The 13,721-nt window shown below is 66.9% G+C and carries 10 protein-coding genes and 1 pseudogene; 6 read left to right on the top strand and 5 right to left on the bottom strand.

Annotated features, from left to right (window positions below; genetic code table 11):
• Positions 1–879, top strand: coding sequence for a universal stress protein (locus tag AB0H84_RS14905; RefSeq protein ID WP_357603527.1), 879 nt, complete (start codon positions 1–3; stop codon positions 877–879).
• A 97-nt stretch (positions 880–976) separates the two neighbouring features.
• Here AB0H84_RS14905 and AB0H84_RS14900 read toward each other — a convergent pair whose 3' ends face one another.
• A complete protein-coding gene (locus AB0H84_RS14900) occupies positions 977–1,882 on the bottom strand; it encodes an STAS domain-containing protein (RefSeq protein WP_357603525.1) in 906 nt (301 codons plus the stop codon).
• A gap of 298 nt (positions 1,883–2,180) precedes the next feature.
• Between AB0H84_RS14900 and AB0H84_RS14895 the strand changes: the two genes are divergently transcribed.
• Complete coding sequence (locus AB0H84_RS14895) at positions 2,181–3,503, top strand: DUF5994 family protein (RefSeq protein WP_357603523.1); 1,323 nt, start codon at positions 2,181–2,183, stop codon at positions 3,501–3,503.
• 64 nt (positions 3,504–3,567) lie between these two features.
• On the opposite strand, the gene AB0H84_RS14890 is transcribed toward AB0H84_RS14895, so the two are convergent.
• The 3 genes from AB0H84_RS14890 to AB0H84_RS14880 form a co-directional block, all read right to left on the bottom strand.
• On the bottom strand, positions 3,568–4,431 hold the full coding sequence (locus AB0H84_RS14890) for a HAMP domain-containing sensor histidine kinase (RefSeq protein WP_357603521.1): 864 nt from the start codon (positions 4,429–4,431) through the stop codon (positions 3,568–3,570).
• 342 nt (positions 4,432–4,773) lie between these two features.
• Positions 4,774–5,124, bottom strand: a complete 351-nt coding sequence (locus tag AB0H84_RS14885; protein WP_357603519.1) for an integrase core domain-containing protein — start codon at positions 5,122–5,124, stop codon at positions 4,774–4,776.
• A 71-nt stretch (positions 5,125–5,195) separates the two neighbouring features.
• Positions 5,196–5,345, bottom strand: a complete 150-nt coding sequence (locus AB0H84_RS14880) for a hypothetical protein (RefSeq protein WP_357603517.1) — start codon at positions 5,343–5,345, stop codon at positions 5,196–5,198.
• A gap of 575 nt (positions 5,346–5,920) precedes the next feature.
• Here AB0H84_RS14880 and AB0H84_RS14875 point away from each other — a divergent pair.
• The 3 genes from AB0H84_RS14875 to AB0H84_RS14865 all read left to right on the top strand — a co-directional run bounded on the left by AB0H84_RS14875 (position 5,921) and on the right by AB0H84_RS14865 (position 8,849).
• On the top strand, positions 5,921–7,333 hold the full coding sequence (locus AB0H84_RS14875; protein ID WP_357603515.1) for a glutamate decarboxylase: 1,413 nt from the start codon (positions 5,921–5,923) through the stop codon (positions 7,331–7,333).
• A gap of 5 nt (positions 7,334–7,338) precedes the next feature.
• Positions 7,339–8,523, top strand: coding sequence for a cytochrome P450 (locus AB0H84_RS14870; RefSeq protein WP_357603513.1), 1,185 nt, complete (start codon positions 7,339–7,341; stop codon positions 8,521–8,523).
• 167 nt (positions 8,524–8,690) lie between these two features.
• Positions 8,691–8,849, top strand: coding sequence for a hypothetical protein (locus AB0H84_RS14865; RefSeq protein ID WP_357603511.1), 159 nt, complete (start codon positions 8,691–8,693; stop codon positions 8,847–8,849).
• Positions 8,850–9,184: 335 nt separating this feature from the next.
• Here AB0H84_RS14865 and AB0H84_RS14860 read toward each other — a convergent pair.
• A pseudogene (locus AB0H84_RS14860) lies at positions 9,185–9,583 on the bottom strand (winged helix-turn-helix domain-containing protein); the annotation flags it as partial.
• Between the two features lie 573 nt (positions 9,584–10,156).
• On the opposite strand from AB0H84_RS14860, the gene AB0H84_RS14855 reads away from it, so the two are divergent.
• A complete protein-coding gene (locus AB0H84_RS14855) occupies positions 10,157–13,669 on the top strand; it encodes a putative Ig domain-containing protein (RefSeq protein WP_357603509.1) in 3,513 nt (1,170 codons plus the stop codon).
• Positions 13,670–13,721 lie beyond the last annotated feature (52 nt).

Genomic DNA, 13,721 nt, shown 5'->3' with positions numbered 1-13,721 from the left:
ATGAGCGATCAGGGCAACAGGCGGTCCATCCTGGTCGGCTACGATGAATCGCCGGGAAGCGAGCAGGCGTTGCGCTGGGCGGTCGAAGAGGCGCGGCTGCGTCGACTTCCCCTGCTGGTCTGTCACGCCTGGCAGTGGCCATACCCTTTGCGCCCCAGCAGCAAGCAGGTGCTGGCGCACCTCGAGAATATCGCCGCCAACGTGGTGCACAACGGTGTCGACCACGCGCGCGGATTCGACGCCCGTGTCGAGGTCCGGCCGTTGCTGGCCAAGGGTCCGGTCTCGGCGGTGTTGTTGGATGCGGCACACGAGGCCGCGCTCGTGGTGTTGGGTTCCCGAGGGGTGGGAGGCTTCGAGGACCTGCGGGTGGGGTCAGCAGCCGTGCAGGTCCCCGCTTACAGCGTCAGGCCCGTCATTGTGGTACGGCCGGAGGAACCGGCACCTCAGGGCAGCGTACGGGTCGTGGTCGGCATCGACGGCTCGCCCGCCAGCCAGGCGGCGTTCGCTTTCGCCCTGGAGGAGGCCGCATTGCGTGGCGGGACAGTGAGGGCCATTTGCGGCTGGTGGGATCCCGGAGCTCTGCCAGGGCCTGATCAACTTCCCTTTGTGGACGCCGCGACGATGCGCGCTGGAGCCGAGGCCCGCTTTCAGCAGGTGATGTCGGTAGCGACCTCCCAGTACCCAGATGTGCCGGTGACGACCGACTTTGTGGACGAGCGTCCCCCGCGGGCGATCGTCGAAGCCGCCAAGGGCGCGTCATTGCTCGTGCTGGGAGGACACGGGCCCGGTGTGAGGTCTGGCGCCCTGTTGGGAGTGGTTACCCAGGCTGCGCTATCCGAAGTTCACTGCCCGGTGGCCGTGATCCCGTTCCCGAACTGATCCGTCCTGACTCTGCCAGAGGTCACGCCGGCCTCCGGACCGCCTTCCGAACCTCTGAGTGCCGGGCCTCTTCACCCGATGGCAGAGAAGCCACGCTTCACACCATCATCGGCAGGCTGCGGTCCAGGCCGGTGATGTGCAGCAGTTTGGACATGGCTGGGCGGGGCGCGGCCAGGGCCAGGGTGATGCCCATGGTTCGGGCGCTGCGCTGGGTGCCGACCAGGACGGCCAGGCCGGCGGCATCGCAGAATGACACCGCGGACAGATCGAGGATGAGCAGGCTCGTGCTGCACTTCAGGGTGCCCAGCAGACGCGAGCGCAGCGCCGGGCTGGTGCAGATGTCGATCTCGCCGGTGAGGCGGACAGTGGTCGGCGCCGTTGGGTCGGCTCTGCCGAGCGGGAAGGCGTCGGTGACGGTCACGCCATCCTCCGATCGGAGGAGAGGCGCGCGTGGCTTCCGGTCGGCTTGACCGGTTCGCTGCCCGCGGGGTACGTCTTGTGGATCCTGTTCGATGACGAATCCGCCCTCGTTCTCCCAGCCGGCCGAGGCGTCGGCCTCCGGCGTGCCAGCGACGGGCTCGGCGGGCCGGTACGCGCTGAGCAAGTGCGCCGCCTGGTGGGGTCCCGCGTCGGGCGGAACAACCAACAGCGTGACGGGTTCGGTCCCCGTGACGGTCAGGACGATCAGGTGCGGATCGGCCCCACGCAAGCAGTCCACCCTGACCTCCCGGCCACGGGCGGGGATACGGTAAGGGATGTCGTCCCAGGCATCGGCGCGCAGGCCGACGCACTGCGTGATCCGGCTCAGTCGCTGGTCGACCGAGGCAATGAGATCGGGCAGTTCGGCGGCGGCGTCGCGGGAGTGGGGCCACCACACTCCAGCTGTGGTGTCCCGCCGGTAAGAGATGGGATCAAGCCGGAGCCGGACCGCGGAGTCGATAGCGGGGCGCGTGTCGGCAACAGCGTTCAGCGGTGCGGGATTTGTAAGCAGTGCGAGGTTCATGATCGTTGGCCTGTCCGGGCCCTCTCGAAGGGCTGATCGTCTATCGCCGGGGGCGACGCCGACCTGAATGCCAACGCTCAAAAAATCCTCGGTACTTTTATTGTACCGCCAGATCTCGAAATTACTTCATGCTTAATGCAAAAGCCTGTCGCTCAGGCTGCACGGGTACCGCGATACGTGAGATATGGATTGGGCGGCGTATGGTGGACTCACCTGGGACATTCCGCATGTCGGCAGCCGCGTCGACGTCACCTCAGGCACAGCCGGCCTTTCACGCCGGAGACAGGCGGCACGCCAGATGCCGAACCACCATCCACCAGTCACGCCCCTCGCTCTCCAGCCGGCCCGGGTGTTCCTGGAGCCGACGCTGACCCGGGACGGAACGCTCGACGGCGCCTGGTGGCCCCACTCCACCGACCTCCAGCGCGAACTGCCCGCCCTCATCCGCGTCCTCCAGGACCGGCTCGGTCCCATCCTCCGGGTCCGGCTCGACACGGCCGCATGGGACGGCATCCCTGCCCACCTGCTTGTCGACGGCCGGTTCCTGCGCGTCAGCGGCATCCCGGCGGTACCCAACACGATCAGAGTGATCCGCGGCAACCAGGACGGCTTCCTGCTCCTGGTCATCCCACCCGACACCACCGGACCCATCGCCACCGCCGCGATGAGAACCGCCGCACGTACAGGCAACACGTTGTCCGCGAACGGGATCCTCGCCCACTGCCGCTCGGCCGCCCACGGCGGCATACCGAGCACGAGGATGCGCCGCTACCGCGACTCCGACGCAGACGCCGTGCTCGCGCTGATCGACGCCGACCGCCTGCCCGGCCAGCCTGCGTGCACGCCCGAGAAGCTCGACGAAGCCGTGTCCGGGTTGTCTCAGCGCGACCCGGCCCTTTGGGCCGATCTCGAACACTCGAGAACCGACGTGCTGGTGGATCAGGACGACCGGGTCATAGGCGCAGTGTCCTGCGCGGTGCATCACAACGACGGCGCTGGGCAGATCCTGTGGTTGCACGGACGGGAGATCCTGGACGTCGTCGAGGCCCTCGTCTCCCACGCCCTGCGCGAGCTCGGCGGCAGAGACATCATCCACGCCTTCACTGCCGCGCTCGGCCTCGGGCTCGCCGCCCTGCCGACAGGCCGCCGACCCGTCACCACGAAAGCACTCGAGCGCGCCGGGTTCGCCGGACGAAACTCCTGGCGATACCTACGCCGCACCACACCACGTGACCTCGATGCCACGGCATGCTCGTTGGTCGAGGTGGTCTGCAGCAAAGGTCCGCCGGGATGGTGGCTCAAGGCACGAAATGACGACTGCTCCGCCCAACTCGTCGCCCAAGAGCCGACGGACGGCCTCGGCGTCCTGTGGTGGTTCGGGGCGGACGCCGGCCACGCCGACGAGACGCTCGAACGGGCGCTCCTCCAGGAGGCCGACGGCCTCCTGCGCAAACATGGAGCGTCGGAGATCACCCTGTACGCGGCGGGCGATCCGGAACCGACCTGGGCACCGTTCGACGCCGGCTTCACCGAAATCGACCATCTCGTCTCTTACACCCGACGAACGTCCCCGCTGGCCGGCCGACCCGTCGCCCGGCGAAGCGCTGATCAGGGGCACTGATACTGGACGCCGCCGCCCGCTCGGACATGGCGCGCCGGTTCCCTTGGGACAGCCACCAGCTGCCTCAGCTTTCGGGTCCCGAGGGGACCGCGAGGGGCAGTTGAACGGTGAAGCAAGCCCCGCCGATAGTGGCCGGCTCGACCCATACGGTCCCGTGGTGGGCTCTGACGATTTCCCAGGTGATGGCCAGGCCGAGGCCGGTGCTGGTACTGCCACGCTGAGAGATGGCCTTGAGCCGGTACATCCGGTCGAAGACGCGTTTCCTGTCTTTCTCCGGCACGCCGGGGCCGTCATCGCAGACCGTCAGTCGCGCCATGCGGTCGCTGCGGTCGACGTGGACCTGCACCTGGTTTCTGGCGTAGCGCTGGGCGTTGTCCAGCAGGTTGGTAACGATCTCGCAGATCTGAGTGGGCATCGCCTTTACCAGCACACCGGAAGTGCAGATCACTTCAACCGGGACGGGGTCGGTCCGGGCAGCGACTTCCCGCCTGACCAGCTCGCACAGGTCGATCTGTTCCCACTCTATTTCGGCGGCGCGACTGCGAGCGATCAACAGCAGATCAGTGGCCAGCGCCTCCACCCGATCCACCCCGCGTAGCACCCCTTCGAACACCCCGGAGTAGTCGACCCGGTCAGGATCGGCAAGCGCCTCTTCCGCCGCGACGCGTATCCCGGCCAGTGGGGAGCGGATCTCGTGGGCAATGGTGGAGGCGAACCGCCGCTCACGGTCCAGCATGTCCAAACTCACGTTGATGTTCTCGACCAGTTGCGTCACCTGCGCCAGGTCACGCTGCTGGACGATCTGGCCGTACTCATCGCTGATGTTGATCTTAGCGAGATCACCGGAGATACTGCCCACCCGCCGCAGCATCCGGACCGTTATCCGGCCAGCCACCATGGCAGCCAGCAACCCCACCCGGTTGCGCAAGCGCTTCCCAAGACCACCGGCCCAAGAACCCGCCCGGTCCAGCCCCCAACGCAGCGTTGACGTACCCATCGCTTGTTCCCCCCGAGCAAGCCCCCGACAACCAGTCTAGCTGCGGTGCTACGCGCCCCCTCGTAGCGTGGAGACGGGGTGATGGCCCGCAGCCCTGGTTGCTCGTTGGATGCTCGTCGGCATCTGATACGGCATAACACCATGCGATATCCTGGGATATTTTGAAACCGACATCAGCGCGCTGAGCGACACAATCGGATACGTTGAGACAGGGTTCGATATAAAAACTTCGGACTTTAATCCGTAGGTTCCGAGTTCGAGCCCCAGGCGCGCCTACCTGTGGGTGCCAAGAACTCGGCCGCCCCATGCGGCCTGCGCGTATTCGTGGATCAGGCCGCCGAGGCGGTCACGCCGGATGACCTCGATATCGTCCTCGACCGAGTCGGGAAGGGCTCCCAGCGGAGCGGCCTGGCCCAGGAAGCGATACGCGCGATGCTCATTGAAGTGGGCCTCGTACGCAGCCAGCACACGCTGTAAATGGCGGGCGTTAACGATGAGGATCCGATCGAGGAGTTCTCGGCGCAGGCCGCCGATCCAGCGTTCGGCGAACGCGTTGGCCCGCGGAACCCGAGGTGGCGTCTTGAGGACGCGGATGTCTGCGGCCGTGAAGACTTCGTCGAACATGGCGGTGAACTTCGTATCCCGAACGCGGATGAGGAATCTGAACCCCTCCGCCCTGTCCCCCAACTCGATCATCAGGTCCCCGGCCTGCTGTGCAACCCACGGCCCGGTCGGATGCCGGTGACGCCGAGGAGGTGCACCCCGCGGGTGCTGATCTCCATGACGACCAGGCAATACAGGCGTTTGACCAGCATGGTGTCGCAGTGGAAGAAGTCGCACGCCAAGATCCCCGCATCTTGAGCGCGCAGGAACTGACCCCAGGTTGGTACCGCGCGTCGCGGCGCTGGGTCAAGGCCGGCCTTGCTCAAGATCAGCCACACAGCGGAAGCCCCACCCGGCAGCCCAGGGCGCCGAGTTCCCCGGCGGTCCGCCGGTAACCCCACAGCGGATTCTCCCGAGCCAGACGAAGGGCCAAGGTCCAGATGGTGGCGCGGGTGGGAGACCGACCCTGGCTACGACGCTTGAACGTCCAGCGCCGCCGTACCAAATCCGTGTGCCGACGCAACAGCGTGCCCGGCGTCACGGACAACCGCCGACGACCCGCTGGAGACCGTAGACGCGCCAGCGCGCTGATCACCGCACGATCCGCCCACACCGGCCGCGACCTTGCCACCTGCCGACGCGACACCGCGAGCCGGTGACGCAAGACAAGGATCTCCACGTCCTTCGACCTCTGCGAGCGAGCCAGCAACACCACCCAACGGGGGACGTCAGCGCGGCCGCAATATTGACTCATAGTAAACAATTGCCTACCGTGGGTGTTTGACGTGGCGTAAAGCTCTTTCGAGGGGGCAAGCTCATGCTCAGACGAGTCGAATCCGACCGGTGGCAAGAATCACTCGATGTCAATCCCCTTTACAACGGGCTGGTTCCGGAAGGCGGCGTGCCCCGGTTCAAGATGCCGACCAGCCCGATGAATCCCACAGCGGCCCAGGCGCTCATCCGCGACGAACTCCTGCTCGACGGCAACGCCCGGCTCAACCTGGCCACCTTCTGCACGACCTGGATGGAGCCCCAGGCCCGCGAACTCATCGCCGAAACCCTCGACCGCAACCTCGTCGACCACGACCAGTACCCGCAGACGGCCGACATCGAGGCGCGCTGCGTCAACATGCTCGATCATCTGTGGGGCGACCCGAACGGTTCCAGCGTCGGCTGTTCCACAGGCGGCTCCAGTGAGGCGGCCATGCTCGGGGCGCTGGCGATGAAGTTCCAGTGGCGCGAGCGGCGCCGGGCGGCCGGACTGTCCACCGCCAACCCCAACCTCGTGATGGGCACTGCCGTCCACACCTGCTGGCCGAAGTTCTGCCAGTACTGGGACGTGGAGCCGCGCTGGATACCGATCGAGGAGCCGGCCTTCACCTTGAACCCGGCCCGGCTCGGCGAGTTCTGTGACGAGAACACCATCGGGGTCATCGGTGTGCTCGGCTCCACGCAATGCGGCAAGTACGACCCGATCGAGCAGATGTCGGCCGAGCTGGACCGGCTGGAGGCCGAGCGCGGGCTGAGAATACCGCTGCACGTGGACGCGGCCGTGGGCGGCTTCATCACCCCGTTCCTGGAACCCGACAGGGTGTGGGATTTCCGGCTTCCCCGGGTGCAGTCGATCAACACCTCGGGGCACAAGTTCGGTCTGGTGTACCCCGGCGTCGGCTGGATCGTCTGGCAGGAGCCGGACGCACTGCCGCAGGACCTGGTGCTCTCCTGCGACCTGCTCGGCGGCAACATCGACACCTTTACGCTCAACTTCTCCCGCTCCGGCGCCCCGGTCGTCGCGCAGTACTACAACTTCCTTCGGCTCGGCTTCGAGGGCTACCGGGCCGTCCAGCAGACCTGCCGGGACGTGGCGACCTACCTCGGTGAGGAGATCGCGAAACTCCCCGAGCTCTCGCTCATCGCCGACGGCTCGGAACTGCCGGTGCTCGCCGTGCGGACCGCCCCCGGCTACGACGGTTTCACCGTCTTCGACCTGGCCGCCCGGCTGAAGATGCACGGCTGGCAGGCCCCGACGTACTACCTGCCGCCCGGCCTGGAGCACATAGCCGTCATCCGCTTCGTCATCCGCAACGGCTTCAGCCAGGACATCGCCGCCAAACTGCTGGCGAACGTGCGCACCGAGGTCGAGTACCTGCGCGACAATCCGGTTCCGCGCCCTCGCCGCGGCGGCGACGATGCGGCCGCCGAGCAGCCGGGTGTGCCGATGGGAGCGTGACGTCGATGAACGACTTCGCCGCGTCCATCACCTTCGACCAGCTCGGCAGGGACCCCTATCCGATCTTCGCCAGGCTCCGCCGCGAAGCGCCGGTCGTCCTGCTGCCGAAGCTCGACCTGTGGATGGTCACCCGCTGGGATGACGTGCGTCAGGTCCTCAGTGCCTACGAGTCGTACACCAGCGCTTTCCCCTCGCTGGCCACGCAGATATTCGGCGAACGGTCCGTACTCAAGGTCGAGGGCGACGCCCACGCCGATCTGCGAGCCGCCGTTGACACGCGATTCGCCCACGAACGCATCGAACGGGCCACCACAGTCACCCGCGAGGCCGCACGACCGTACGCCACCAAGCTCAGTAGCCAGGACGACCTGATGTCCAGCTACTTCGAACCCGCCGCGAGCACCGCCCTCGCCCATTTCATCGGCCTGCCGGACGTGGACACCGACACGCTCATACGCTGGGCCCGCAACCTCAGCGCCGGAATGAGCAACTTCACGGCGGACCCGGCCGTACACGATCAGGCGATGGCCACCGCCACCGAGATCCGCCAGGCGATCGAGCCCTTCGCCCGGCAAACCACAGACCAACCCGACAACTCGGTCCTGTCACAGCTGCTCCACAGCGGCTGCCCGGCCGACACCGTCCGATCCGCCGAGAACATCATGCCCACCTTCATCGAGATCCTCTCGGCGTTCCTGGAACCGGCGGCCGGCGCCGGGCTCACGCTGCTCGCGCTGCTCCAGCACCCCACGCAAATGCAGGCCATCCGCGATGACCCGCGCCTCATCCGCAAGGCCGTCCACGAAACGCTGCGCTGGCTATCACCAAACGGCGCGCTCAGCCGCCGCGCGGCCAAAGACGTGCTCCTCGCCGGACAGATCATCCCCGCCGGAGCGACCGTCATGGCGGCCATCGCCTCGGCAGGCCGGGACGAGAGCATCTTCACCGACCCAGACACCTTCGACATCAACCGTGACCCCTTCCCCAACCTGGGCCTGGGATACTCCCGCCACGCATGCCTCGCCGCTCCAGTCGTCGGTGCCATCATCACGGCCCTGCTGGACGTGCTACTCGAGCAACACCCACGGCTCTCCCTGGACCCCGAACAGCCGCACAACCTGCACGGCTGGAAATTCCGCGTGCTGACGAACCTGCATGTCCGCATCGGCGATCCGGCTCGTGGAAGCTGAGTGCCGAAATCGGCGGTAGCGACCTGCGACTTCTTCGCTTGTTAGCGGTCCGTGATGTGGTGAGCCGGGACATCAAGTACGCCGACAGGGTCACATGGCGTTGAGGTCTACATCAAAGTGTGTGCGGGATCAGTTCTTGGCTTTCCGGATCAGCGGTCCGGTCGGTAGTGGCGAGCCGCCGCGAGCACGACCGTCTGCGCGACGACGCCTGGACCGTCTTGTTCACCAGCCAGAACACCGTCATCCAGGTCATGCTCCAGGCCGCGCAGAGCGGATGGCGGCTGCTGCGGCCCGCGCAAGTGCGCGAGCTGGGGTCGACGCCCTAAGCGGGCGCAGCGGCGGGTTTCAGGCTTTCAGCTGTGGGCGGCGCTGCAGCAGCCGGCCAACCAGCGCGAAGAAGGCCAGACACAGCGGCAGGTCGTGCAGCCGCAGCCGGAACGGGTCAGCGGGTGCGTACAGGCCTTTGACGCGGCGGCCGAGCAGCTGCTTCTTCTCAGCCTCGGGCCGTAGCCGCTGCTCGCAGGCGGCATCGCCATTGCTACCGGCACCGGGACCCGCTGTCGTGCTGGCTGGGCAGCTGGTGGATGGACTGGTGGCGGTATGAAGGCCGTTGCGCGGCCCCCGAGGGCTGCGACGGGTGAGTCGCCTCCGTCCAGCGTCGTCAGGGTTCGAATCTGTAGCCCAGGCCGGGTTCGATGATCAGGTAGCGCGGGTAGGCGGGGTCCGGTTCGAGTTTGCGGCGTAGCTGGGCGAGGTAGACGCGCAGGTAGTTGGTTTCGGTCCGGTAGGCCGGTCCCCAGACTTCCTGCAGGAGCCGCCGCTGGTCGACGAGCTTGCCGGCGTTGCGGACCAGGATCTCCAGGATGTGCCATTCGGTGGGCGTGAGCCGGATCTCCCGGTGGACGGTGACGGTGACCTTCTTGGCGGCCAGGTCGACGGTGAAGGCGTCGGTGTGGATGGTTGGGTCGCCGATGGCGGGGGTGGCGCGACGCAGTGCCGCGCGGACGCGGGCCAGCAGCTCGTCCATGCCGAAGGGTGCGGTGAGGTAGTCGTCGGCGCCCGTGCCAGCTCACGCTCGGCCTGGCCATGATGCTCCAGCAGTGCCACCGAGCTCATCCCGAAGGTGGACTGCACCTGGCGCAACACCCCTTCCAGCGAGGCCTGGGCCACCGGCTCGGCGGCGACCCGCCTCACTCCGCCGCTCCGGCGAAGCGACGCCCCGCATGTCCAGGCGGACTCGTATGCCTCGGGAGTGACGCCGAGTTCGTAGGTGGAGTCACTCGCCGAAGCGCATGATGTGCTCGGTCAGGTACTCGACAGGCCTTCCGGTGGATTCCCTGGTAGGCCGGTGACGGAGTGCGCTTTTCCAACAGCCGGCTCGTAAAAGCCAGGTAGAGAACGTTATCTGCGCACCTTAACGAGGCAGGGCCGATGCCACCAGATCTCGTTACCGGAGTGTTATGAATAGCCACGAAAGCGGCCCATCCGAGCCTCGTTCTGCATGAGGACGCCGGACCGGAGGAGTAGAAAACGGTTGCTGTGAAGTCTTGACCGGTTCGGTCGCTCCCGGCATCCTCGACACCGAGGCGGGCAAGCGCTTTCCTGGTTAACCGCCTGAATGGAGGACCGTGCCATGTTCGATGTTCTGCGGAGAGTCTGCTTCGACCAGAACGCACGGAAACGTCGACGTCCGAATCCGACTCCAGCCGCCGCATGCGCCCACGTCCGACGGCATGGCGCGTTCGCCGCAGCGCTCCTGCTCGTCACCGGACTCCTCTGCGCGGCAGCCCGGCCGGCCGCCGCACAGGATCTCGGCACGTGCACCCCGACATTCCGGTCCACCGTCAGCGAGCAGGGGTTCGTCCACCCCGGCGTCGGCCTGACCCAGCCGATCCTGGAGAACGCCCGCCGGCAGATCGCCGCAGGCGCCGAACCTTGGACCTCATCGCTCAAGGCGATGCAGCGGTCGTCCGCCGCTGGGACCGCGGTGACCTCGTCCAACCGCAGCAGCGCCGACCCGACCAAACCCGCCTCCGACGCGTTCAACAGCCAGGGCTTCAATGGCCGCTTCATCGCCGACGGCCTCAAGTCCTACACGCAGGCGATCCTCTACGTCCTCACCGGCGAGGAGGTCTACCGCAAGAACGCCCTCGACATCATCCGCATCTGGGAGCAGATGGACCCCGGCAAGTACGAGTACTTCACCGACTCGCACATCCACACCGGCATCCCGCTCAACCGCATGGTCTCCGCCGCCGAGCTGCTGCGCTACACCTCGTGTGCCGACGAGGCGTACCCCTGGACCGACGCGGACACGCAGTCGTTCACCGACAACCTCGTCGTCCCGGTCATCAAGACCTTCCAGAACGACAACAACCACTTCATGAACCAGCACAACTACCCGCTCATGGGTGCGATGGCCGGCTCCATCTTCATGAACGACACCACCCTCTACAAGCGGTCGGTCGAGTGGTTCACGGTCAACGCCACTGCGAAGGACCAGGGCTTCAACGGCTCGATCATGCGGCTGTTCCGATGGGTCGACACCAATGACGCCACCGGCGAGCCGATCGACGACCCGCACGTCCAGCACGCCGAGATGGGACGCGACCAGGCTCACGGCGGTGGCGACCTCACCAACGCCGCGATCATCTCCCGCATGCTGCTGGCGCAGCAGACGAAGGTCGACCCCGTCAAGGGCACCGTCTCCGACGCGCCGAACGCGGTGGGTCCCTATGAGTTCCTCGGCGACCGCATCCTCGCCGCCGCCGACTACTTCTGGCGGTTCATGCTCGGCTACGACACCCCGTGGACCCCGATGGCGTACGCCATCTCGCCCGACGGCACCATCCGCGACACCTACAACCACATCTCGAACAGCTACCGCGGGCGCTACAACACCGCGAGCTTCTGGGACATCTACTACTATTACGCGTTCACCCGCGGCGAGGACGTCAGAAAGCTCGCGCCGTACTTCGCCGAGGCGTACGCCAAACGCAACGGCCCCCTGTTCTACTACGGCGGCGGCCTCAACACGGCGTGGGACAACGTGGACGGCGGCGGGGACTCGTGGCTCTTCGCGCCCGCCTCGGCGGCCGGGCAGACCGTGCCGCCGCTGCCGGACAGCCCGACGATCCTCGAAGTCGAGAACAAGTACACCCGGCTCTCCGGCGACGTCGAGCGGGGAACCGACGCCGACACCGCATACGTGCGGATGCCGACCTCGCGCCCCGGCTCCGAGATCGCCTACCTCAGCGGCTCGAGCAGCAAGCAGCTCCTTGCCTTCCGGGTCCGTACCGACGGCGAGGTCCGGTTGCGCATCGACCGACACGATGACCGCACGATCCTTGTGCCGGACACCGGCGGCAAATGGCGGTACGTCATGTACCCGCGCTCCATCGGGGACATGCTGTTCATCCAGGCCACCGGCGACGGGGCGACCATCGATATCGATCACATCAACACGAATGCGGCCGCCGAACTGACGCCGCCAACCTTCGACGACACCTCGACTGCCCGCATCGTGAGCTGGAAGGGCGCGACCGCCACGGCCGACCTCTCCGCGCACTACGCCGGCGCCGACAAGCTCGCCTACACGGCGCGGGGACTGCCCGCCGGGGCGTCCCTCGACGCCTCCACCGGACAGCTGACCTGGACGCCCGCCGCAGCCGGCTCGACCGTCATCACCGTGACGGTCTCCGACGGCACCACCCTGGCGAGCCACCCCGTCGTCCTCGCCGCCGCCCACAGCCGCTCCGGCGCGCTGGCACTCGCCCAGCAGGGCCACGACACGGACGCCGAGTACGTCTCCGACACCGAGGCCGCCTTCGACCAGGCGCTCACCACTGCCCAGGCCGCGGGCAAGAAGGGTACGGACGACGAGTACCTCGCCGCGCTGACCCACCTCGTGACGGCGGTCGACGGTCTCGCCCTCCTCTCCCCGCGCACGGCCGTGGACCGCAGCCTCGACTATCCCTCGCTCGTGACCACCTCCACGGCCGGGGCCAACATCGGCAACCTCGTCGACGGCGACAACCAGTCGGGAACCGTGTACGCCCAGGCGGTCAACCTCTCCCACACCTTCGACTTCGGGCCCGACTTCCGGGTCTCGGCGACCCGCTTCGGATTCCAGAGCAACATCTTCGCCGACCGGCTCGCGAACTCCGCCGTCTACGGCTCGAACGACGGCAAGGACTGGACCCGTCTGACCCCGGGCGTCACCCAGTTCACCCAGGACTTCAACACCCTCGACGTCGCCCCCGCTCTGCGCGACCAGCAATTCCGCTACATCAAGGTCCAGATGCTCAAACCCCTGCCGGACGTGCTCTACGGCATCGTCCGCAACGTGTTCGAAATGACCGAGTTCCACATCTACGGCGATCGGCACGAGATCGGCAACTTCGTCAAGGCGACCTCGATCGCCTCCGATCAGGCCATCGCAGGCAAGATCATGGTTGGCGACACCGTCGACGTCTCGGTCACCGCGAAGAAGCCGATCCAACAGGTCACCGTCACCGTTCAAGGTGTGACGGCGAAGGCGAACTCCGACGACGGCGTCAACTGGACCGCCTCGGTCAAACTCGACGACGTGGCCCCCGGCGTCATCCAGGTCGCGGTCGACTACCTCGACGCCGACGGCAAGCCAGGGCCGACCGCCTACGGCACCACCGACGGATCGAAGCTCTACATCGCGGGCGACCCCGCGCACTTCATCGACGTGACCAAGCTGGCCACCGTCACCGCCTCCGACAAACAGTGGCCGGGCACCGGACTGGGCGCCGACGAGGTCGGCTACCTGCTCTTCGACCGTAAGCCCGACACGTACGGCGACCTGAACACCGGACCAGGCGCGTACTACGACATCGACTTCGGCGCTCACGCGACCGTGCGGCCCGGCGAGGTCCTGTTCCTGCCGCGGGCCAGCCACCCCCAGCGGGCCAACGGCACCGTCGTGCAGGGGTCGAACGACGGCCAGACCTGGACCGACCTCACCAAGCCACTCACCGGGGCCGTCGCGAACGGCTGGAGCAACCAGCCCATCTCGGGCGAAGACCGCTACCGGTACCTGCGGATCTACAACGCCACCAGCTGGTACGGCGACCTCTCCGAGGTCGAGCTCTACGGCGACATCAAGTACGACGCATAGTCCGACTCGTAGGCGCCCGCCAGACGACGCCACGGGGGCGAGCGCCTACTAG

Source organism: Nonomuraea sp. NPDC050786 (assembly GCF_040654115.1).
Taxonomy (GTDB): Bacteria; Actinomycetota; Actinomycetes; order Streptosporangiales; family Streptosporangiaceae; genus Nonomuraea.
This window is presented reverse-complemented; position numbering and strand designations above follow the sequence as displayed.